The organism is Roseomonas sp. TF40, assembly GCF_057219975.1.
Genome location: NZ_JBXVVR010000010.1, coordinates 57,829 through 77,645, shown reverse-complemented (window position 1 = coordinate 77,645; position 19,817 = coordinate 57,829). Strand labels below are relative to the sequence as shown.

20 protein-coding genes are annotated in these 19,817 nt (G+C 70.8%); 5 read left to right on the top strand and 15 right to left on the bottom strand.

Translation table 11 applies throughout. The annotated features are described in order from the left end of the window. Positions 1–3: 3 nt before the first annotated feature. The 10 genes from AC2D9U_RS22200 to AC2D9U_RS22155 all read right to left on the bottom strand — a co-directional run bounded on the left by AC2D9U_RS22200 (position 4) and on the right by AC2D9U_RS22155 (position 8,637). Positions 4–864, bottom strand: coding sequence for a branched-chain amino acid ABC transporter permease (locus tag AC2D9U_RS22200; protein WP_484753304.1), 861 nt, complete (start codon positions 862–864; stop codon positions 4–6). 28 nt (positions 865–892) lie between these two features. Beyond that, complete coding sequence (locus tag AC2D9U_RS22195) at positions 893–2,086, bottom strand: ABC transporter substrate-binding protein (protein ID WP_484753300.1); 1,194 nt, start codon at positions 2,084–2,086, stop codon at positions 893–895. A 43-nt stretch (positions 2,087–2,129) separates the two neighbouring features. After that, positions 2,130–2,417, bottom strand: a complete 288-nt coding sequence (gene catC / locus AC2D9U_RS22190) for a muconolactone Delta-isomerase (protein ID WP_484753296.1) — start codon at positions 2,415–2,417, stop codon at positions 2,130–2,132. A gap of 73 nt (positions 2,418–2,490) precedes the next feature. Continuing rightward, a complete protein-coding gene (locus tag AC2D9U_RS22185) occupies positions 2,491–3,648 on the bottom strand; it encodes a muconate cycloisomerase family protein (protein ID WP_484753294.1) in 1,158 nt (385 codons plus the stop codon). Between the two features lie 135 nt (positions 3,649–3,783). Next, positions 3,784–4,713 carry a catechol 1,2-dioxygenase gene (gene catA, locus AC2D9U_RS22180; protein WP_484753293.1) on the bottom strand — a complete coding sequence of 310 codons (930 nt, stop codon included), beginning with the start codon at positions 4,711–4,713 and terminating at the stop codon, positions 3,784–3,786. A 36-nt stretch (positions 4,714–4,749) separates the two neighbouring features. Then, positions 4,750–5,529: a 1,6-dihydroxycyclohexa-2,4-diene-1-carboxylate dehydrogenase gene (locus tag AC2D9U_RS22175; protein WP_484753290.1), complete on the bottom strand. Its 780-nt coding sequence runs from the start codon at positions 5,527–5,529 to the stop codon at positions 4,750–4,752. Continuing rightward, a complete protein-coding gene (gene benC / locus AC2D9U_RS22170) occupies positions 5,526–6,551 on the bottom strand; it encodes a benzoate 1,2-dioxygenase electron transfer component BenC (RefSeq protein ID WP_484753288.1) in 1,026 nt (341 codons plus the stop codon). Before benC ends, AC2D9U_RS22175 begins: the two co-directional genes overlap by 4 nt. 10 nt (positions 6,552–6,561) lie before the next feature. Beyond that, complete coding sequence (gene benB, locus AC2D9U_RS22165) at positions 6,562–7,080, bottom strand: benzoate 1,2-dioxygenase small subunit (protein WP_484753285.1); 519 nt, start codon at positions 7,078–7,080, stop codon at positions 6,562–6,564. Positions 7,081–7,094: 14 nt separating this feature from the next. After that, entirely contained in the window at positions 7,095–8,438 is a 1,344-nt protein-coding gene (gene benA / locus AC2D9U_RS22160; protein ID WP_484753283.1) for a benzoate 1,2-dioxygenase large subunit, read from the bottom strand. A 10-nt stretch (positions 8,439–8,448) separates the two neighbouring features. Beyond that, positions 8,449–8,637 (bottom strand): (2Fe-2S)-binding protein, encoded by a 189-nt coding sequence (locus tag AC2D9U_RS22155; RefSeq protein ID WP_484753280.1) that lies wholly within the window; start codon positions 8,635–8,637, stop codon positions 8,449–8,451. Between the two features lie 156 nt (positions 8,638–8,793). Between AC2D9U_RS22155 and AC2D9U_RS22150 the strand changes: the two genes are divergently transcribed. Next, positions 8,794–9,702: a LysR substrate-binding domain-containing protein gene (locus AC2D9U_RS22150; RefSeq protein ID WP_484753277.1), complete on the top strand. Its 909-nt coding sequence runs from the start codon at positions 8,794–8,796 to the stop codon at positions 9,700–9,702. 26 nt (positions 9,703–9,728) lie between these two features. Here the strand turns inward: AC2D9U_RS22150 and AC2D9U_RS22145 are convergent, their stop codons facing one another. Genes AC2D9U_RS22145 through AC2D9U_RS22135 form a run of 3 tightly spaced genes read right to left on the bottom strand, consistent with a single transcriptional unit; the run spans position 9,729 to position 12,402 of the window. Beyond that, positions 9,729–10,463 carry an IclR family transcriptional regulator gene (locus AC2D9U_RS22145; protein WP_484753274.1) on the bottom strand — a complete coding sequence of 245 codons (735 nt, stop codon included), beginning with the start codon at positions 10,461–10,463 and terminating at the stop codon, positions 9,729–9,731. A 26-nt stretch (positions 10,464–10,489) separates the two neighbouring features. Then, positions 10,490–11,386, bottom strand: coding sequence for an SMP-30/gluconolactonase/LRE family protein (locus AC2D9U_RS22140; RefSeq protein ID WP_484753272.1), 897 nt, complete (start codon positions 11,384–11,386; stop codon positions 10,490–10,492). Beyond that, positions 11,386–12,402 carry a Bug family tripartite tricarboxylate transporter substrate binding protein gene (locus AC2D9U_RS22135; protein WP_484753270.1) on the bottom strand — a complete coding sequence of 339 codons (1,017 nt, stop codon included), beginning with the start codon at positions 12,400–12,402 and terminating at the stop codon, positions 11,386–11,388. The genes AC2D9U_RS22140 and AC2D9U_RS22135 overlap by 1 nt, the downstream gene beginning before the upstream one ends. 129 nt (positions 12,403–12,531) lie before the next feature. Here AC2D9U_RS22135 and AC2D9U_RS22130 point away from each other — a divergent pair, with 129 nt between their 5' ends. The 4 genes from AC2D9U_RS22130 to AC2D9U_RS22115 all read left to right on the top strand — a co-directional run bounded on the left by AC2D9U_RS22130 (position 12,532) and on the right by AC2D9U_RS22115 (position 16,312). Next, on the top strand, positions 12,532–13,506 hold the full coding sequence (locus tag AC2D9U_RS22130; RefSeq protein WP_484753268.1) for a tripartite tricarboxylate transporter substrate binding protein: 975 nt from the start codon (positions 12,532–12,534) through the stop codon (positions 13,504–13,506). A 53-nt stretch (positions 13,507–13,559) separates the two neighbouring features. After that, the gene (locus AC2D9U_RS22125; protein ID WP_484753266.1) at positions 13,560–14,237 is read left to right on the top strand and encodes an RraA family protein; all 678 of its coding nucleotides are present in this window, start codon (positions 13,560–13,562) and stop codon (positions 14,235–14,237) included. A gap of 23 nt (positions 14,238–14,260) precedes the next feature. Further along, positions 14,261–15,265 carry a hydroxyacid dehydrogenase gene (locus AC2D9U_RS22120; protein ID WP_484753264.1) on the top strand — a complete coding sequence of 335 codons (1,005 nt, stop codon included), beginning with the start codon at positions 14,261–14,263 and terminating at the stop codon, positions 15,263–15,265. Between the two features lie 69 nt (positions 15,266–15,334). After that, on the top strand, positions 15,335–16,312 hold the full coding sequence (locus AC2D9U_RS22115) for a tripartite tricarboxylate transporter substrate binding protein (protein WP_484753262.1): 978 nt from the start codon (positions 15,335–15,337) through the stop codon (positions 16,310–16,312). Positions 16,313–16,623: 311 nt separating this feature from the next. Here the strand turns inward: AC2D9U_RS22115 and dnaJ are convergent, their stop codons facing one another. Beyond that, positions 16,624–17,772 (bottom strand): molecular chaperone DnaJ, encoded by a 1,149-nt coding sequence (gene dnaJ / locus AC2D9U_RS22110; protein ID WP_484753260.1) that lies wholly within the window; start codon positions 17,770–17,772, stop codon positions 16,624–16,626. Positions 17,773–17,867: 95 nt separating this feature from the next. After that, positions 17,868–19,784 (bottom strand): molecular chaperone DnaK, encoded by a 1,917-nt coding sequence (gene dnaK, locus AC2D9U_RS22105; protein ID WP_484753258.1) that lies wholly within the window; start codon positions 19,782–19,784, stop codon positions 17,868–17,870. Between the last annotated feature and the right edge of the window lie 33 nt (positions 19,785–19,817).

The following is a 19,817-nucleotide window of genomic DNA, read 5'->3' as shown; positions in this document are numbered from 1 at the left end:
GCATCAGCTCCGCGCGAAGAGGCCGGTGGGGCGCCAGAGCAGCACCGCGGCCATGAGGACATAGACGGCGAGGCCGGCGGCGAAGGGCAGGTAGGCCTTGGAGAGCGTGTCCACCACGCCGATCAGCAGCGCGCCCCAGAAGGCGCCCGCGATCGAGCCGACGCCGCCCACCACCACCACCACGAAGCAGATGATGAGGAAGCCGTGGCCCATATTGGGGTAGACCGAGTGCAGCGGCGCGGCCAAGGCGCCGGCCAGCATCGCCAGCGCGGTGCCGACGGCGAAGACCACCATGTGGATCTGCCGCGAATCCAGGCCCAGCAGGTCCACCATCTCCGGCTTCTCGGCCGCGGCGCGGATCGCCGAGCCGATGCGCGTGCGCTCGATGGCCAGGAACATCGCGCCCGCCACGCCGAGGCAGGCGACCAGTACCGCAAGCCGGTACGCCGAGTAGGAGAAGTCGCCCACCATCGGCACCGCGACGTCGAGCACCGCGGGCACCGGCACCGAATGGAAGTCGTTGCCGAGCAGGATGGAGCGCCCTTCCTCGAACAGCAGGATCAGCGCGAAGGTCAGCAGCACCTGGTCGAGATGCTCGCGGTGATAGAAGCGGCGGAACAGCCCGCGTTCGAGCAGCGCGCCGAGCGCGAGCCCGCCCAGGATCGCCGCCGGCAGCGCGACCCAGAGCGAGCCCGTGCCGCCGGTCACGATGAAGGCGATATAGGCGCCGATCATGAAGAGGCTGCCATGGGCGAGGTTGATCACGCCCATGACGCCGAAGATCAGGGTGAGGCCGCTGCTGATCAGGAACAGCAGCAGCCCGTATTGCACCCCGTTGAGGAGTTGCGCGGCCAGGCCTGACATCTTGGTTTTCTCCCTCCCTGCGTGCCGCTCAGGCGGCCGGCATGCGGCAGCCGGTGCCCGGATCGGCGAGCTTCTGCGCCGCCACGCCGACCACCAGGTTCTGGCCGCCGCGCGCCTCGCGCAGGTAGATGTCCTGCACCGGGTTGTGCTGCGGCGAGAGGGTGAAGGTGCCGCGCGGGCTGTCGATGCGCGCGCCGCGCATCGCCGCGACCAGCGCGCGCTCCGCGCCGATGTCGCCGCGCGTCGCCTCGAGGCCGGCGGCGAGCAGCTGGCCCGCGTCATAGCCCTGCACGGCGTAGACATCCGCCTCGCGGCCGGTGCGCTCGCGGAAGGCACGGCGGAAGCCGATGTTGCGCTCGGTCTCGATGCCGTCGCCGTAATGCAGCGCGGTGCGCACGCCCTCGGCGGCCGCGCCCTGGGCGCCCAGCGTGCCTTCCGTGAGGAAGCCGGAGCCGACCAGCGGGATGCGGTCCTTCAGGCCCGCGGAGGCGTAGTCGCGCACGAACTGCACCGCGCCGCCGCCGGCGAAGAAGGCGCCCACCGCCTCGACGTTCAGGCCCGGGATCTGGGCCAGGATCGGCTGGAAGTTGTTCTCCGGGAAGGGCAGCGTGAGTTCGCGCACCAGCTCGGCGCCGCCGGTGCGCAGGCCCTCGCGGAAGCCCTCGGTGGCCTCCTTGCCGGCCGCGTAGTCCCAGGTGACCCAGGCGGCGCGGCGCACGCCGCGGTCGGCGAGCGACTTGCCGATGGCGAAGGCCGGCTGCCAATTGGTGAAGGAGGTGCGGAAGATGGTCGGCGCGCAGAGTTCGCGCGTCGCCGCGGCATTGCCGGCATTGGGGATGATCAGCGGCACGCCGCGCTCGCGGCTGGCCTGCACCATCGCCATCACCACGCCCGAATGGACCGTGCCGACCAGCGCGCCCACGCGCTCGCGCCCGACCAGGCGGTTCACGTTCTGCACCGACTTCGCCGGGTCGGACTCATCGTCGAGCCGCACGACCTGGATGGCGCGCCCGCCGAGCCGGCCGCCCTTCTCCGCCAGGTACATCTCGAAGGCCGCGGCGATGTTCTCGCCGAGCGAGGCGAAGGTGCCCGAGAAGGGCAGCATCAGCCCGACGCGGATCGGCGCGCCCTGCGCCAGGGCGGGGCGTGCGAGCGGTGCCGCGGCCAGCGCGGCGGCGCCGGCCAGCAGGTGGCGGCGCGACAGGGTGGTGGTGATGGTCATGTCCGTATCTTCTCTCTGGTTCGTTTCGGTTTGTGGTGGTGGGCTAGATCGCGTTGCCGATGGCCGAGGGATGCCGCGCCAGCGGCGTCACCTCGATGTCCATGAAGGGAAACAGCGGCAGGGTGGACAGGATCGCGTGCAGCTCGTCGTGGTCGGCCACGTCGAAGACGCTGTAGTTCGCGTAGGCGCCGGCGATGCGCCACAGGTGGCGCCACTTGCCCTCGCGCTGCAGCGCCTCGGCGCGCGCCTTCTCGGCGGCCTTGAGTTCGTCGAACGCCTGCGCCGGCATGTCACGCGGCGGGTGGACATCCATGCGGACGTGGTAGAGCATCGCTTCCTCCCTCATCGTGTGGGCGGGCCGATTCAGACCTGCGGGCCTGCGGCCCTCCGGTCATCGGACCGCGTCAGTCCCGCGCGTAGCGGCGCAGCTTGTCGTGATCGAGCGTGACGCCGAGGCCGGGGCCGCCAGGCAGGTGCACCCGAAAATCCTCGAAGCGCAGGGGCTGTGTGACCAGGTCGTCGGTCAGGATGCGCGGGCCGAAATGTTCGCAGCCCCAGGCAAGCTCGCGCAGCGTCGCGAAGGCCTGCAGATGCGCCGCCGCGCCGATCGAGCTTTCCAGCAGGCAGCCGCCATACAGGCCGACGCCCGCGGCCTCGGCGACGCCGGCGACGCGCTTCAGGTTCAGCATCGAGCCGTGCTTGACGAGCTTCAGCGAGACGACGTCGGCCGCGGCCTGGCGCGCGACATCGAGCATGTCATGCGCGGAGAAGACGCATTCATCGGCCATGATCGGCACGCTCGGGCGCGTGCGCAGCCGCGCGAGGCCCGCGACGTTCCAGGCCGGCAGGGGTTGCTCCACCAGCGCCACGCCGAGATCGGCGAGCGCGGGCAGGCAGCGGATGGCGGTGGTCTCGTCCCAGGCCTGGTTGGCGTCCACGATCAGCCGCGCGCGGCCCGACAGGGCCTTCGCCAGCCGCGCGAGGCGCGCGAGGTCGGCCTCGGGCGCCTGGGCGCCGATCTTCACCTTGAAGGTCTCATGCTCGCGCGCGGCGAGCTTCGCCTCGGCCTCCTCGATCTCCTGCGCGGGATCGCCGGAGGCGAGGGTCCAGAGCACCGGCACGCTGTCGCGCACCACGCCGCCGAGCAGCTGGGCAGCGGGCACGCCGAGCGTCTTGCCGACGGCGTCGTAGAGCGCGGTGTCGATCGCCGCCTTGGCGGCGTTGTTGCGCTTCGCCGCGCCGTCCAGCCTGGCGGTCGCGGCCTCGAAGCGGTGCGCGGGCTGGCCGATCAGGGCGGGGGCGAGATGCGCGTCGATATTGGCCTTGATCGCCTCGACGCTCTCCTCGCTCCAGCGCGGGCCGCCGAGCGTCGCGGCCTCGCCGATGCCGGTCGCGCCGTTGGCGAGCGTCACCTCGACGATGACGTAGCTCTGCGCCGTGACGGAGAGCGAGGAAAGCTTGTGCCGGCGCACCGTCGGCACGTCCACGATCGTGCTGCGGATCCCGCGGATGGCGAGGTCGTGGCGCAGATCGGCCGGGACGAGGAGGGGGCTGTCGGGCATCGGGGGCTCCGTACTGGGCGCAGTTGGGGTGGACGGCGCGCGGGGGCGCGCGCCGGGTGGCGTTGGACGGGTTGTGGGGAAGTCGCGGCCCATCTCAGCCCTCCCCCGCGACAGCGAGGGAGGGAGAGAGGGGCGTCAGCCCGCCGGGGCGTGCTCGCGGTTCACGACCGTGGTCGGCGCCGCGGCGTCATCAGCATGCAGGACGAAGTCGAAGGTGATCTCGGCGTAGGGCGCGTTCAGCCCCTTGGCGCGCACGCTGGCGGCGTCGCTGATGCGGCGCACCTCGGGGATCAGCCCGTCGCGCGTCGCGAAGGCGAAGTCGTCGTGCAGGTACTCGTCGCCGTCGATGTTGATCTGCGTCGTCAGCTTGCGGAAACCCTCGGCGACGACGAAGAAGTGGATATGCGCGGGCCGGTGGCCGTGGCGGCCGAGCTGGTCGAGCAGCTGCTGCGTCACGCCATCCGGCGGGCATGCATAGCCGGCGGGCAGGATGGAGCGGAAGCGGTAGCGGCCCTGCCCGTCCGTCTCGATGCGGCGGCGCAGATTGTACTTGGACTGCGACGGATCGAAGAAGGAATAGCCGCCCTTGGTGTTGGCGTGCCAGACATCGATCACGGCGCCGGCGACGGGCTGGCCGTTCATGTCGCGCACCTGGCCTTCCATGAACAGCACCTCGCCTTGCTCGGTGCCGTCATCGAGCCGCGCCTCGCCCTTCGACAGCGGCGCGCCGGCGATCCAGAGCGGGCCCTCGATGGTGCGCGGCGTGCCGCCTTCGAGCCCGGCCTTCTTCTCGGCCTGGTCGAGGCGCATGTCGAGGAAGGTCTCGAGCCCGAGGCCCGGCACCAGCAGCCCGACCTCATTCGCCTGGCCGAGGCGCGTGAGATAGGCCATGGCCGACCAGAACTCGTCGGGCTGGATGTCGAAATCCTCGATCGTGCGGAACAGGTCGGAGACGACGCGGTGCACGATGCGCTTGAGGCGCACATCGCCGGTGCCGTCGCCGAGGTTGCTGACCTTCATCAGCAGGTCCTTGACGTCCTTGGTGTCGATCAGGCTGTCGGTCATGTCACGCTCCTCCTTCGGGATGGGTGGTAGTGCCGGTCAACCGAGGTCCCCGCCCGCCACGGGCAGGGTGACCCCGGTGATGTAGGAGGCCTCGTCCGAGGCCAGGAACAGGATCGCCGCGGCCTGTTCGGCCGTGGTGCCGTAGCGGTGCATCAGGCTGGACGCCCTGGTCTGCTCCACGACCTGTTGCATCCATTCGTCTTCCTGCGGCGTGCGCGGCGCGCTGTTGCGCGGCACGCGGCGCGGCGGCGCCTCGGTCCCGCCAGGCGCGACACCAACGACGCGGATGTTGCTCTGCGCGTACTCCATGGCGAGGCAGGCGGTGATGGCGTTCACGCCCCCCTTCGCCGCCGCGTAGGGCACGCGGTTCACGCCGCGCGTCGCGATGGAGGAGACGTTCACGATCACGCCCCCTCCGGTCTCGAGCATCGCCGGCAGCACGGCGCGGCAGCACCAGAGCGTGGGGAAGAGCGAGCGGCGGATCTCGGCCTCGATCTGCGCTTCCTCGTATTGCGCGAAGGGTCGTGTCCAGATCGTGCCGCCGACATTGTTGACCAGGATGTCCACCCGGCCGAAGCCAGCGCGCGCGCGGTCGACCGCGGTGGTCGCGCCCTCGAAGGTCTCGAGGTCGGCATTGACGGCGATGGCGTCGGCGCCGGCCTCGCGCCGGACTTGCTCCACCAGCTCGGAGCGGTCCACCAGCGCGACGCGCGCGCCCTCCCGCGCCAGGCGCAACGCGACATCGCGGCCGATGCCCTGCGCGGCGCCGGTGACGATCGCGGCCTTGCCGGCGAAGCGGCCCTTGAAGCTCCTCATGCCGCGAGCCTCCCGGTGCCGGTCGGCGCGCTCGGCGAGAACTTCTCGTAGTGGAAGGCGGCGGGCGTCACGCCCTGCGCGGCGAGCCAGCCGCGCACCGCATCGACCATCGGCGGCGGGCCGCAGAGATAGACATCGACCTCGCCGCCATTCAGCCAGGCGGGATCGACATGCGCGGTGACGTAGCCCTTGCGGGGATGCGCGCTCGCCTCTGCCGCCACGGTGGTGACATAGGAGAAGCCGGGCAGAGCGGCTGCATAGGCGTCGAGCGCCGCGAGGCCGACGAGGTCCGCGTCGTTGGTCACGCCATAGACCAGTCGCACCGGCTGGCTGCTGCCCGTCTCCGCGAGGCGCCCCAGCATCGACAGGAAGGGCGCGAGACCGGTGCCGCCCGCGAGGAAAAGCAGCGGGCGCGCGACGTCGCGGAGGTAGAAGCTGCCGGCGGGGCCGGTGAACTCCATCGCCGCGCCGGGCTCAGCCGCGCGCAGCCAGCCGCTCATCAGCCCATCGGGGATGTCGCGCACCAGGAAGGACAGCAGCTCCGCCGCCGGCGCCGAGCTGAAGGAATAGCTGCGCCGCTGCGCCGTGCCCGGCACGCCGAGATTCACGTACTGCCCGGGCAGGAAGGCGAGGCCCGCCGGCCGGTCCAGTGTGAAGGCGATGGAGGTCTCGGACAGCCGCTCCACGTTGCGCAGCACGGTGGCGAAGGATTGCGGCCGCGTCTTGCAGGCGGTGGACGCCGCGGGGATCGCGACGACGAGGTCGGTCTTCGGCCGCGCCTGGCAGGCCAGCGCCAGGCCGGATGCCGCATCTTCCGCCGTCAGCGCATCCTCGATGTAGGAGCCGCCGTCATAGGCGCCGGATTCCACGCGGCACTTGCAGGTGCCGCAGGCGCCGTCGCGGCAATCCAGCGGGATGTTGATGCCCTGGCGATAGGCGGCGTCGGCCACCGTCTCGTTCGGACGCGCGTCCACGAAGCGGGTGACGCCGTCCTCGAAGTTGAGCGCGATGCTGTGGGTCATGGCACCGGGCTCAGACGTGGTAGACGTCGACGACGTGGTGGATGTAGTCGTTCTTCAGCACCACCTTCTTGGCGCGGATCAGCGGCCACTCGCACGTCGTGTCGATGGTGTAGAAGGACGTGCCGAAATAGGTGTCGGTCGTCCTGTAGCGGAAGCTGTAGGTCACCCAGTTGAAGCGCAGCTTCACCAGGCCGCCCGCCTGCTCCAGGATTTCCACATTGCTGATGTTGTGGCTGGTGCGCGGTTCCGGCAGCGAGGTCGCGCTGCTGCGCTCCGTACGGATGCGGAAGACGCGGTCCTCGAGGCCCCCGCGGTCGCCGTACCAGATCAGCGAGATCTCGGTCTGCGGGTCGTCGGTCAGGCGGTCGTCGTCATCCCAGGAGGGCATCCAGAACTCGGCGTCCGGCGCGTAATGGGCGAGCCAGGAATCCCAGTCCTTGTCGTCCAGGGCGCGGGCCTCGCGGTAGAGGAAGGCCTCCGCCTCGGCGCGGGTGAAGCTGCGGGTCGGTGCGTCGATCACGGCGGACATGGCGATGGGCTCCCTCACGCCTTGGTCTCGGCGGCGAGCGCACGCTGCATCGCCTCCTGCCAGTATTTGTGCTGCACGACGAAGAGGCCTTCGTCCTCGGTCTTCACGCCGCTCATCACGGGCTGCAGGCCGATCGACGCCGCCGCCTCGTCCGGACCGTTGATCCAGTGCGCGGCGCCGCGCGTCATGTCGTTCCAGCGCGCGGCGCGGGCGTTCATGGAGAACTGGCAGGCGCGGAATTCCTCGAGGTCGTCGGGCGTCGCCATGCCGGAGGCGTTGAAGAAATCCTCATACTGGCGGATGCGGCGCGCGCGCGCTTCCGGCGCCTCGCCCTTCGGCGCGATGCAGTAGATCGTCACCTCGGTCTTATCGACCGCGATCGGCCGGTAGGTGCGGATCTGCGAAGAGAACTGATCCATCAGGTAGACATTGGGATAGAGACAGAGGTTGCGGCTGCGCCCCACCATCCAATCCGCGCGCGCCTGGCCGAACTGCGCGGCGAGTTCACCGCGCCGGTCCCAGTTCGGCCGATCCTCGGGGTTCGCCCAGTTCGTCCAGAGCAGCAAATGTCCGTGCTCGAAGGAGTAGAAGCCGCCGCCCTGCTTGGCCCAGCCGCCGGCGCTCATCGCCCGCGTCTTGTCCTCGCGCTCGGCTTCCTTGCGGCGGCTGGTCGTCGCCGCGTAGTTCCAGTGCACGGCGGTGACGTGGTAGCCATCCGCGCCGTTCTCGGTCTGCAGCTTCCAGTTCCCGTCATAGACATAGGTGGAGGAGCCACGCAGCACCTCCAGCCCGTCCGGCGACTGGTCCACGATCAGGTCGATGATCTTCGCGGCCTCGCCGAGATGCTCGACCAGCGGCTTCACATCCGGGTTCAGGCTGCCGAAGAGGAAGCCGCGATAGCTCTCGAAGCGCGCGACCTTCGTCAGGTCGTGGCTGCCGCCCTTGTTGAAGGTCTCGGGATAGCCCGCGCCCTCGGGGTCCTTCACCTTCAGCAGCTTGCCGGAATTGTTGAAGGTCCAGCCATGGAAGGGGCAGGTGTAGGTGGATTTGTTGCCGCGCTTGTGGCGGCAGAGCATCGCGCCACGATGGCTGCACGCATTGACGAAGGCGTTCAGCTCGCCCTGGCGGTTGCGCGCGATGAAGATGGGCTGCCGGCCCATCCAGGTCGTGAAGAAGTCGTTGTTGTTGGGGATCTGGCTCTCATGCGCCAGGTAGATCCAGTTGCCTTCGAAGATGTGCTTCATCTCGAGCTCGAAGAGCTCGGGGTCGGTGAAGATGTCGCGCGCCACGCGGAAGACGCCCTTGTCGGCGTCGTCCTCGAGCGCGGTGTCCACCGTGGTCTGCACGCTGTCGAGCATCGGGCGTCTCCTATCGGTCTTGCTTGGCGGAAAGGGTCTGGGCGGCGTCACGGATGACGCCGAGGATGTCGCGGACGCAGCGGCCGCATTGGGGACGGCAGCCGCATTGCACCTGGACGTCGCGCGGCCGGCGTGCGCCCTGGCGGATCGCCTGCTCGATCCGGGTATTGCTCAGGCCGTTGCAGAGACAGATCACCATGGCGCGCCTCAGCCCCGCATCCCGCGGGCCGGGTCGAAAGCCCTTTTCTGGCTGGCATCCCTGGACATTGTGTTCCTCCGTCCTGTTCAGATGCCGCCTTTCCGTAACGCAATTCCAAGACTAAAAAGGTCGGAACAATACCGGGGAGGTATCGCCATGGACTCGCGCCAGCTCCGCTACTTCGTTGCCGTGGCGCGCGAGCGGAACTTCACCCGGGCCGCCGAGAAGCTGCACATCGCCCAGCCCCCGCTGAGCCGGGCGATCCAGCAGCTTGAGGATGAGTTCGGCGTCCTGCTGCTGGATCGCGCGAGTCGGCCGCTCGCGCTGACCGATGCCGGGCGCATCCTGTTCGAGCAGGCGGTGCAGGTGCTCGACCGCATGGACGAGATCAAGGCGATCGCCGCGCGCATGCGCCAGGCCGAGCGCACGCTGCTCGGCATCGGCTTCGTGGCCTCCACGCTGTACGGCTACCTGCCGGAGGTCATCCGGCGCTACCGCGCGGCCCGGCCCGGTGTCGAACTGACGCTGCTCGAGATGACGACGATCGAGCAGGTGGCCGCGCTGAAGGAGGGGCGCATCGATATCGGCTTCGGACGCATCACCTTCAACGATCAGCTGATCGAGCGCACGCTGCTGCGCAACGAGACACTTTGCGTGGCGCTGCCCCTGACGCATCGGCTGTCATCGCGCACCGGCCTGCTGAAGCTCGAGGAACTGGCCGGCGATCCGCTTGTCGTCTATCCGAAGGCGCCGCGGCCAAGCTACGCCGACCAGGTGCTGGCGCTGTTCCGGGAACGGAACATCAAGCCGCAGGCGGTGCATGAGGTGCGGGAGCTGCAGACGGCGCTTGGCCTTGTCGCCGCCGATACGGGCGTCTGCATCGTGCCCGCCGCCGTGGAGCGCCTGCGCCGCGACAATGTGGTCTATCGGCGGCTCGACGAACCCGGCGCCGTGGCACCGGTCATCATGAGCACGCGCAAGGGCGACCGCTCGCCCGAGATCGGCACCGTCCTGCGGCTGGTGAAGGAGATGTACAAGAAGGAGGGGATCACCTTCGGCGCCTGATCTGTCGAAGCCAGGTCGCCGGCGGCCTATTCCGCGGCCGCGCGCGGCAATTCGGGCCTCTCGCCGCCGATCCGGCGGGTCAGCGTGCCGGCGGCCTCGATGAGAATCGGCCGCGCCGCCGCCAACGCCTCCGGCGTCCAGCGGATCACCGGCGCGGACAGGGCGAGCGCGCCGGCAAGCGCCTCGCCCGGCCCGAAGACCGGCACGGCCATGGAGCCCGTATGCGGATCCGTCGCGCCCATGGTGACGATCGGCAGGTCGAGCGTCGCCACATAGGCGGGCAGGGGCCGCGGCGTGAAGGCGCGCAGCACCTGCGCGATGGCCGAACTGTCGAGCGGCAGCGCGTCTCCGACCCGCACATGCATCCGCAGCAGGTGCGGGCTGTCCACACGGAACAGGCAGAGCCGCTGTTCGCCGCGACGCACGTAGAAGGCCGCCGTCTCGCCGGTTCGCGCGACGAGTTCCTCCAGCACCGGCACGACATGCGCCTCCAGGCGGAAGGATTGCGTGTAGATCGTGCCGAGCCGCAGCACTTCCGCATCCAGCCGATAGGCGCCATCGCCCTCGCGCGCCAGGAAGCCATGCGCCTCGAGCGAGATGGCAAGCCGCATGATCGTGCTCTTCACCAGCCCCGTCCGCTCGGCCAGTTCGGCGAGGGAGAGGCTGCGATCCCCCTTGCGGAAGGCCGAGAGCACCGTCAGCGCGCGGTCCGCCGAGGCCACACCTTCCAGCGCCGGTCGTCGTATCGCCTTCTCCGCCATGCCTGCCTCCGGCTGCCCGTTTCCTTCTAGCCCGGATCCAGCCGGGCGCGCAGGATGCTTCCGGTCTCGCTCTCGGTGATGAAAAGGTCGCATCCGTCCGCCCCGCCGAGGCAGAGATTGGTCGTTGAGGCGCCGGCGCAGGAGGTCAGGGCGAGCGTCGGCTCCGCCCGCGCGTTGATCCGCCATACGGTGCCCACACCGGTATGCGCCACCAGCAACTGCCCGTCCGGCGCCCAGGCCAGGCCGTCCGGCCCGCCGGGACCGCCATGCAGGTGCAGGAAGATGCCCGCCTTCGTCACCGCCCCGTCGCCATGCAGCGGCAGGCGCCAGACCTGGTTGGCGCGGGTGACGGCGACCAGCAGATGCGAGAGGTCAGGTGCGACGACGATGCCGTTCGGGCTCGGCACCGTGCCGATCAGTTGGTCGAGCCGCCCGTCGGGGTGCAGGCGCCAGACGCGCCCTGTCGGGTCGTGCAGGCCTGTCTGGCCCTGGTCGGTGAAGAAAATGCTGCCATCGGCGCCGAGGCAGAGGTCGTTCAGCCCCTTGAAGCCCTCGCTGCGCGCGGTTTCCAGCAGCGGCGCGATGGCGCCGGTGGCCGGGTCGACGCGCAGCAACCCGCGCTTGTAGTCGGTGACGAGCAGCGAGCCGTCCGCCGCCACCTTCAGCCCGTTCGGCCAGCCATCATACTCGGCCACCTGCTCCCACGCCCCGTCCGGCGCGATGCGGAAGATGCGGCCGAAGGGGATGTCGGTGACGTAGAGCCGGCCCGCGGCGTCGAAGCAGGGGCCTTCGAGGAAGCTGTCGATCTCCCGCCCGCCGCGATTCCACCGCGCCCATGACGTTGCGCGCGGCTTGCGGAAGCGGTCGGGCAGGCGGGTGAAGACCTCGGTCCCGCGGCGCGGGGGCGGGGCGAAGAAGGGCATCATTGCCGCTCGATGCCGCTGGTCTCGGCGACGACGCGCCAGCGCGCGGTCTCCTCGGTCAGCAGCGCGGCGAAGGCGGCGGGCGGCATGCCGCCGGGCTCGGAGGCGAGCGAGGCGAGGAAGTCGCGCATGTCCTGCGCCTGCAGGGCCCGGGCGACCTCCGCGTGAAGCCGCGCCACCACGGCATCGGGCGTGCCGGCGGGCGCGGCAAGGCCCGACCAGTTCACCACGCCCTCGCCATTCGGGCCTAGATTCGGCAGGCCCGCCTCGCGGAAGGTCGGCACCTGCGGCAGCACCGGCGTGCGCTGCGCGCCGCTCATCGCGAGCACGCGAAGGCCGCCGCCCTGCACCTGGCCGAGCGCCGAGCCGAGCGAGACCATCACCACATCCACCTGGCGGGAGAGCACGCTGGTCACCGCCTCGCCGGCGCCGCGGAAGGGCACGTGCAGCATGCGGATGCCGGCGGCCTGGCTGAAGGCGGCGGTGGCGAAGTGCGGCGCGCTGCCGATGCCGCCCGTGCCGTAGGTGATCTTCTCCGGCTCGCGCTGCGCCGCCGCGATCAGCCCGGCCAGGTCGCGCCAGGGCGCGTCGCGGTGCACCGCGATCATCACCGGCGAGAAGGCGCTGACCGTGACCGGGCGGAAGGCGCCGGCGTGGTCGAAGGGCAGGCGCTGGAAGAGGTAGGGCAGCATCGCATAGGTGTTGTCCATCGCCAGCAGCGTGTGCCCGTCCGGCGCGGCGCGGGCGACCTCGGCGGCGCCGATCGTGCCGGTCGCGCCCGACTTGTTCTCGACCACCACAGGCCGGCCGAGGCCCTCGGAGAGCTTGGGTGCGAGGCGTCGCGCGATGGTGTCCACCGCCCCGCCCGGCGCCCAGGCCACCACCAGGCGGATCGGACGGTTGGGGAAGGTCTCGCCAGCCTGGCTCCCCTGGGCGAGGCCCAGGCGAGGCGCGCCCGCGAGGGCGAGCGGCAGGGCGGCAAGACCGGAGCGGAGGATCTGGCGGCGGCGCGGCATGGGGGGCGCTTCCTTCCCTTGGCAAGCCCGTGGCATCGGGACTTGATTTTCAAAACGACGTTTCGTTATACCGAAACCCAGCCGGAGCCTGTCAAGCAATGCCTCGGCGTGGGGAAGGAGACCACCAGCATGCCCGGACCGCATCTCGGCCGCCGCGCCGCCCTGCTCGGCGCGGGCCTCGCCCTGGCCACCCCGGCCCTCGCCCAGCGCGCCTGGCCCGCCGGGCGACCGATCGAGATCATCGTGCCCTTCGCGCCGGGCGGCGGCATGGACGCCATGGCGCGCACCGTCGCGCCCTTCCTGGCCGCGAAGCTGCCCGGCGCGCGGGTTGTCGTCTCGAACCGCGCCGGCGCCGGCGGCCAGCTGGGGACGGAGGCGGTGGCCACCGCCGCGCCGGACGGCTTCACCCTCGGCGCCTGCGCGACGCCGACCGTGCTCAGCCAGCCGATCGAGCGCCCGGTGCGCTGGCGCCCCGCCGAGCTGACCTACATCGCCCAGGTGGTCGAGGATCCCTGCGGTCTCTTCGTCCGCGCCGACAGCCCGCTGCGCGACCTGCCGGAGCTGCTCGCCGCGGCACGGCGCCGGCCGGGCGACCTCGCCTACGGCACGGCGGGCATCGGCGGGGACGACCACATCGCGATGCTGCTGCTGGAGGAGGCCGCCGGCGTGCGGCTGAACCACGTGCCCTTCAACGGCACCTCGCAGTTGCTCGTGCCGCTGCTCGGCGGGCAGCTGGAAATCGGCGCCTTCAACATCAGTGAGGCCCTGCCCCTGCTGCGCGACCGCGCCATCCGCGGCCTCGCCTTGGCCGCCGCGATGCGCGACCCGACGGCGCCGGAGATCGCCACCTATCGCGAGGCCGGGGTGGATGTCGTCTTCTCCGCCGGGCGCGGCATCTTCGCCCCGCCGGGCCTGCCCGACGCCATCCGCATGGCGCTGGAGGAGGCCTTCGCGGCCACCTTCGCCGACCCGGCCTGGCCCGAGGCGGCCGCCCGCGCCGGGCTGCCGCTCAAGCCCCTGGTCGGCACCGCCTATCGCGAGGCGGCGCTGGGCGGCGAGGCGGCGCTGAAGGCCCTGTGGTCCCGCCGCCCCTGGAAAGAATGAAATCCGGTTTCGTACTACTGCATCGCGACCGACCCGCCCCGAGGAGAGCCACCATGCCCATCGGCTTCAGGATCCTGCCCGCCCCCCGGCGCGTCGCGCCTTCGGTGGTCGCCCGCTTCCGCGACCTGCCCGTCGCCAATGTCAGCGACGTCATGTCCCGCATGACCGCCGGCGGCCCGCGGCTGCGCCCGATGCATGGCGGCGGCGGGCTCGCCGGCCCCGCCTTCACGGTGAAGACGCGGCCCGGCGACAACCTGATGGTGCACAAGGCCCTGGCCATCGCGGAACCCGGCGACGTCATCGTCGTGGATGCGGGCGGCGACCTCACCAACGCGCTGATCGGCGAGTTGATGCTGGCGCAGATGGCCCGGCGCGGCCTGGGCGGCATCGTCATCAACGGCGCCATCCGCGACGCCGCCGCGATCCGCGCGCAGCCCTTCCCGGTCTTCGCGGCCGGCACCACGCATCGCGGCCCCTACAAGGACGGCCCCGGGGAGATCAACGTGCCCATCGCCATCGACGGCATGGTGATCGAGCCCGGCGACCTCATCCTCGGCGACGAGGACGGCCTGCTCTGCGTCCCCTTCGCCGCGGTGGAGACGATCCATGAGGCCGCCGCGAAGAAGGCCGCGGCCGAGGCCCGCCAGTTGGCGAACATCGCGGCCGGCACGCATGACGCCTCCTGGGTGGACGCCACGCTGCGCCGCCTGGGCTGCGAAGGCCTCGACTGATGTCCGCCGCAAGGATCGATCCCATGCCCGACGCCGCCGCGAAGCCCGCCATCCTCGTCACCGCCGCCTCGCTCGCGCCGGAGGCGGTCGCGATCCTGGAGGCGGCGGGCTATGCCGTGCCCTGCACCTCCGCCTATCCCTCGGAAGCCGAGTTGCTCGCGGCGATCGCGCAGCACCGGCCCGTGGCGCTGCTGCATCGCCAGGGGCTGATCACCGGCGCGGTGATGGATGCGGCCGCCCCCGCGCTGCGCGCCATCGCGCGGCATGGCGCCGGGGTGGATGGCATCGACCTCGCCGCCGCCGAGGCGCGCGGCCTGACGGTGACGCGGGCCGCGGGCGCCAACGCGCGCTCGGTCGCCGAGCACGCCATGGCGCTGATGCTCGCGGCGCTGAAGGACCTTCCCGCCGTCACCGAAGGCATGCGCGCGGGGCGGTGGGAGAAGACCGCCCGCATGACGCGCGACGTGGAGGGCGTGGCGCTCGGCATCGTCGGCTATGGCGCGATCGGGTCGAAGGTCGCGCGCCTCGCCGACGCCTTCGGCATGCGCGTCGCCGCCTATGACCCGCTGCTGCCCGCCGGCCCGCTGCCGGGCCCAGGCGAGCGGATCATGGAGCTCCCCGCCTTGCTCGCGCGCGCGGAGGTGCTGTCGCTGCACTGCCCGCTGGATGCGACGACGCGCGGCATGATCGGCGCGGCCGAGATCGCGCTGCTGCCGCGCGGCGCCGTCCTGGTCCATACGGCGCGCGGCGGCATCGTGGATGAGGCCGCGCTGCTCGCCGCGCTCGAGAGCGGGCACCTCGCCTGGGCCGGGCTGGATGTCTTCGCGAAGGAACCGCTCGACGAGGCCAGCCCGCTGCGCCGCCATCCGCGCGTGCTGCCGACGCCGCATCTGGCCGCCAACACGCCGCGCGGCGCGGTCGGCATGTCCACCGGTGCCGCCGAGAGCATCGTCGCCGTCCTCGCCGGCCGCCTGCCCGCGCTGCCGGGCGCCATCGTGGTGCCCGGCGGGCTGCGCGCCGCGGCCTGAGACTTCGCACCGAAGCGTGGCCAGGGCGCGACGCCCCGCCGCGCAACCTTTTCCATCGGAGAGTGAAACATGAGCCCGTCCGCCCTTCCCACGCGCCGCGGCCTTCTCGCCGCCGGCCTCGGCACGCTGGCCGCACCGGCGCTGGCGCAGCCCGCCTGGCCCGCCGCGCGCCCCATCGAGGTGATCGTCGGCTTCGCGCCAGGCGGCGGCACGGATGTGATGGTCCGGGCGCTGGCGCAGTTCCTCCAGGCGGAGCTGCCGGGTGCGAACTTCGTCGTCTCCAACCGGCCCGGCGCCGGCGGCGAGACCGCCTATGTCGCGCTGCAGGGCGGGCGCCCGGATGGCTACACGCTCGGCACCATCAACACGCCGGGCTACCTCTCGCTCGGCGTTCAGCGCCGCGTGCGCTACGACCGCGCGCAGATCCGCCTGATCGCGCGCATCGTCGATGATCCGAGCGCCTTCGTGGTGCATCGCGACTCGCCCTATCGCACGCTGGCGGATCTGGTGGAGGCGGCGAAGCGCCGCCCCGGCACGATCAGCGTCGGCTCCTCCGGCATCGGCACCGACGACCATCTCGGCCTGACCCTGTTCGAGGCCGCGTCGGGCACCGAGTTCATCCATGTGCCCTTCGCGGGCGCGGGACCGACGCGCAACGCCGTGCTGGGGCGGCAGATCGACGTCGCCGGCCTGAACCTCGGCGAGATCGGCATGCTGGGCGAGCAGAACCCCTTGCTGCGCGCCATCGCCGGGATGGGCGAGCAGCGCTGGGAGCTGATGCCCGACGTGCCCACCTTCCGCGAGTCCGGCTACGATGTGCTGATGAGCAGCGAGCGCGGGCTGGGCGCGCCGCGGGGCATCCCCGAGGAGATCGCGCGCCGGCTGGAGGATGCGATCGCGAAGGTCATCGCGACCCCCGAATGGGCGGAGAAGGTCCGGCAGCTGGAACTCGCCATGGCCTTCCTGCGCGGTCCGGCGTGGGAGGCGCAGATGCCAGCGCAGCTCGCGCGCTACCAGGCGATCTGGCAGCGCACGCCGTGGCAGTGAGGGAGCATGCACTCGACGTGACGAGGGGGGTGCTGGAAAGGCCTGGGGCGCGCTGCGGCCTCATGAACACAGCGCACCCCATAACTCATTGAATCCACGGCAAGAAGCCGCAGTGCTGGCCGATGGCGCCGGTGGCGCGCACCCTCGGCATCGCGCGGACAAGGGTGAAGATCGACCCGGTCCATCGCGCCGACAGCACGAAACGCCTCGGCCCGCCTGTCGCAACGACACCAGCCCTCTGCCTTCCTCTTTCGACGGCCCATGAAGGGCGTCTGGAGGTGTCCAAGGGTTTGCTGGCGGGGCTGTAGCCGTTACCGCCCCAGCCCGTCCCAGAACTCCTTCACCTTGGCGAAGAAGCCTTCGCTCTCGGGGGAGGAGCGGCCGGTCTTCTCGCATTCGCGCTCGAACTCGGCCAGCAGCTCCTGCTGCCGCTTGGTCAGGTTCTGCGGCGTCTCGACGGCGACCTGCACATACATGTCGCCCCGCGCCGCCGAGCGGAGCACGGAGAAGCCCTTGCCGCGCAGGCGGAACTGGTCGCCCGCCTGGGTGCCGGCCGGGATCGTCACCTTGTTGCGCGCGCCATCGATGGTCGGCACCTCCACCGCGCCACCGAGTGCCGCCTGGGTCATGCGGAGCGGCACGCGCACGAAGATGTTCGCGCCATCCCGCTGGAAGATGGCGTGCTGCTTCACCGTGATGTCGACGTAGAGATCGCCCGCCGGCGCGCCCCGCATGCCCGCATTGCCCTCCCCGGAGAGGCGGATGCGCGTGCCGTCCTCCACCCCCGCGGGGATGGTCACGGCCAGCGTGCGGTCGCGCTGCACCCGGCCCTGGCCGGCGCAGACCTTGCAGGGATTCTTGATGGTCCGGCCCGAGCCGCCGCAGGTGGGGCAGGTGCGCTCGATCAGGAAGAAGCCCTGCTGCGCGCGCACCTTGCCCGCGCCGTTGCAGGTCGGGCAGGTGGTCGCCGCCTGCGCCGCGGGGCCTTCCGCGCCGGTGCCCTTGCAGGCCTCGCAGCTCACGGTGGAGGCGACGCGGATGGTCTTCTTCGCCCCCGCGAAGGCTTCCTCGAGCGTCACCTCGACCTGGGTGCGCAGATCCTCGCCCCGCCCGGCCGGCGCCCGGCCGCGGCCGCCGCGCAGGCCGCCGAACATCTCCTCGAAGATGTCCTCGAAGGCGCCGCCGAAGGGGTTGCCGCCCCCCTGGAAGCCGCCCGGCCCGCCGCCGCCGCCCTGTTCGAAGGCCGCGTGGCCATAGCGGTCATAGGCGGCGCGCTTCTCGGAATCCTTGAGGATGTCGTAGGCCTCGTTCAATTCCTTGAACTTGCCCTCCGCCGCCTTGTCGCCCTGGTTGCGGTCCGGGTGGTACTGCATGGCGAGCTTGCGGTAGGCCTTCTTCAGGTCCTCCTCGCTCGCGTCCCGGGCCACGCCCAGGGTCTCGTAGTAATCTCGTTTCGCCATCGCGCCGGTAAATCCCCGCTGCTGGGGCTACGGAACGGGCGCAAGCCCGGCTCCACACGGGGAGCCGGGCCGACGCCCAGGACGCAGACGCCCGATCAGGAGGGCTTCTTCTTGGTCGGGTCGACTTCCTCGAACTCGGCGTCGACCACCTTGTCGTCCGGCTTGCCGCCCGGCCCGGTGCCGCCCGGCGCCGCGCCCTCGGCCGCGGCCTGTGCCTTGTAGAGCGCCTCACCCATCTTCATCGCGAGCTGGGAGAGGTTCTCATTCGCCTTCTGGATGGCCTCGAGGTCCTGGCCCTCCATCGCGCTACGCGCCGCCACGATCGCGGCCTCGACCTCGGCCTTCTCGGCGGCCGGGATCTTCTCGCCATTCTCGCGGATGGTCTTTTCCGTGGCGTGCACCAGCGCGTCGAGGCCGTTGCGGGCCTCCACCGCCGCGCGGCGCTGCTTGTCGCTCTCGGCATTCGCCTCGGCGTCGCGCACCATCCGCTCGATATCGGCATCCGAGAGGCCCGACTTGGCCTGGATGCGCACCTGCTGCTCCTTGCCCGTCGCCTTGTCCTTCGCGCTGACGCTCACGATGCCGTTCGCGTCGATGTCGAAGGTCACCTCCACCTGCGGCACGCCGCGCGGCGCGGGCGGGATGCCCTGCAGGTCGAACTGGCCGAGCAGCTTGTTGTCCGCCGCCATCTCGCGCTCACCCTGGAACACCTTGATGGTGACCGCGCTCTGGTTGTCGTCCGCCGTCGAGAAGACCTGGCTCTTCTTGGTCGGGATCGTCGTGTTGCGGTCGATCAGGCGCGTGAACACCCCGCCCAGCGTCTCGATGCCGAGGGAGAGCGGCGTGACGTCCAGCAGCAGCACGTCCTTCACGTCCCCCTTGAGCACGCCGCCCTGGATCGCCGCGCCGATGGCGACCACCTCATCGGGGTTGACGTTGCGCGCCGGCTCCTTGCCGAAGAACTGCTTCACCAGCTCGATGACCTTGGGCATGCGGGTCATGCCGCCCACCAGGATCACCTCGTCGATCTCATTCGCCGCCAGGCCCGCATCCTTCAGCGCCTGCTTGCAGGGCTCGAGCGTCTTCTGGATGAGGTCATCCACCAGCGCCTCGAGCTTCGCGCGCGTCAGCTGCATCACCAGATGCTTCGGCCCGCTCGCATCGGCGGTGATGAAGGGCAGGTTGATCTCGGTCTGCTTCGAGCTGGACAGCTCGATCTTCGCCTTCTCCGCCGCTTCCTTCAGGCGCTGCAAAGCGAGCTTGTCGCCGCGCAGATCGATGCCCTGCTCCTTGCGGAACTCATCCGCGAGGTAGTCGATGATGCGCGCGTCGAAATCCTCGCCACCCAGGAAGGTGTCGCCATTCGTGGACTTCACCTCGAACACGCCGTCGCCGATCTCGAGCACGGAGACGTCGAAGGTGCCGCCGCCGAGGTCATAGACCGCGATGGTGCCGCCCTTCTTCTGGTCCATGCCATAGGCGAGCGCGGCGGCCGTCGGCTCATTGATGATGCGCAGCACCTCGAGCCCCGCGATCGCGCCGGCCTCCTTGGTCGCCTGGCGCTGGGCGTCGTTGAAATAGGCGGGGACGGTGATGACGGCCTGGGAGACCTTCTCGCCGAGATAGGCCTCGGCCGTCTCCTTCATCTTGGTCAGCACATTGGCGCTGATCTGCTGGGGGGCGAACTTCTTGCCATCCACCTCGACCCAGGCATCGCCATTGTCGGCGCGGGTGATGGTGTAGGGGACGAGGGAGATGTCCTTCTTCACCATCGGGTCGTCGAAGCGGCGGCCGATGAGGCGCTTGACGGCATAGAGGGTGTTGTTCGGGTTGGTGACCGCCTGGCGCTTGGCGGACTGGCCGACCAGGCGCTCGCCATTCTTCGCGAAGGCGACCATCGAGGGCGTGGTGCGCGTGCCCTCCGCGTTCTCGAGGACCTTGACGTCCTTGCCTTCCATGATGGCGACGCAGGAATTGGTGGTCCCGAGGTCGATCCCGATAACCTTGCTCATCGTCTATCTCCTGTGGCGGGCGGGGGCGGCCCG

What these genes read in the sequence shown, in the direction of transcription:
- AC2D9U_RS22140 (WP_484753272.1), bottom strand. Translation starts at nt 11,386, where the DNA reads ATGCCCTTCTTCGCCCCGCCCCCGCGCCGCGGGACCGAGGTCTTCACC.
- AC2D9U_RS22120 (WP_484753264.1), top strand. Translation starts at nt 14,261, where the DNA reads ATGCCCGACGCCGCCGCGAAGCCCGCCATCCTCGTCACCGCCGCCTCG.
- catC (WP_484753296.1), bottom strand. Translation starts at nt 2,417, where the DNA reads ATGCTCTACCACGTCCGCATGGATGTCCACCCGCCGCGTGACATGCCG.
- catA (WP_484753293.1), bottom strand. Translation starts at nt 4,713, where the DNA reads ATGACCGACAGCCTGATCGACACCAAGGACGTCAAGGACCTGCTGATG.
- AC2D9U_RS22150 (WP_484753277.1), top strand. Translation starts at nt 8,794, where the DNA reads ATGGACTCGCGCCAGCTCCGCTACTTCGTTGCCGTGGCGCGCGAGCGG.
- AC2D9U_RS22145 (WP_484753274.1), bottom strand. Translation starts at nt 10,463, where the DNA reads ATGGCGGAGAAGGCGATACGACGACCGGCGCTGGAAGGTGTGGCCTCG.
- benA (WP_484753283.1), bottom strand. Translation starts at nt 8,438, where the DNA reads ATGCTCGACAGCGTGCAGACCACGGTGGACACCGCGCTCGAGGACGAC.
- AC2D9U_RS22125 (WP_484753266.1), top strand. Translation starts at nt 13,560, where the DNA reads ATGCCCATCGGCTTCAGGATCCTGCCCGCCCCCCGGCGCGTCGCGCCT.
- AC2D9U_RS22155 (WP_484753280.1), bottom strand. Translation starts at nt 8,637, where the DNA reads ATGGTGATCTGTCTCTGCAACGGCCTGAGCAATACCCGGATCGAGCAG.
- AC2D9U_RS22175 (WP_484753290.1), bottom strand. Translation starts at nt 5,529, where the DNA reads ATGAGGAGCTTCAAGGGCCGCTTCGCCGGCAAGGCCGCGATCGTCACC.
- dnaJ (WP_484753260.1), bottom strand. Translation starts at nt 17,772, where the DNA reads ATGGCGAAACGAGATTACTACGAGACCCTGGGCGTGGCCCGGGACGCG.
- AC2D9U_RS22195 (WP_484753300.1), bottom strand. Translation starts at nt 2,086, where the DNA reads ATGACCATCACCACCACCCTGTCGCGCCGCCACCTGCTGGCCGGCGCC.
- AC2D9U_RS22135 (WP_484753270.1), bottom strand. Translation starts at nt 12,402, where the DNA reads ATGCCGCGCCGCCGCCAGATCCTCCGCTCCGGTCTTGCCGCCCTGCCG.
- AC2D9U_RS22185 (WP_484753294.1), bottom strand. Translation starts at nt 3,648, where the DNA reads ATGCCCGACAGCCCCCTCCTCGTCCCGGCCGATCTGCGCCACGACCTC.
- AC2D9U_RS22200 (WP_484753304.1), bottom strand. Translation starts at nt 864, where the DNA reads ATGTCAGGCCTGGCCGCGCAACTCCTCAACGGGGTGCAATACGGGCTG.
- AC2D9U_RS22115 (WP_484753262.1), top strand. Translation starts at nt 15,335, where the DNA reads ATGAGCCCGTCCGCCCTTCCCACGCGCCGCGGCCTTCTCGCCGCCGGC.
- benB (WP_484753285.1), bottom strand. Translation starts at nt 7,080, where the DNA reads ATGTCCGCCGTGATCGACGCACCGACCCGCAGCTTCACCCGCGCCGAG.
- AC2D9U_RS22130 (WP_484753268.1), top strand. Translation starts at nt 12,532, where the DNA reads ATGCCCGGACCGCATCTCGGCCGCCGCGCCGCCCTGCTCGGCGCGGGC.
- dnaK (WP_484753258.1), bottom strand. Translation starts at nt 19,784, where the DNA reads ATGAGCAAGGTTATCGGGATCGACCTCGGGACCACCAATTCCTGCGTC.
- benC (WP_484753288.1), bottom strand. Translation starts at nt 6,551, where the DNA reads ATGACCCACAGCATCGCGCTCAACTTCGAGGACGGCGTCACCCGCTTC.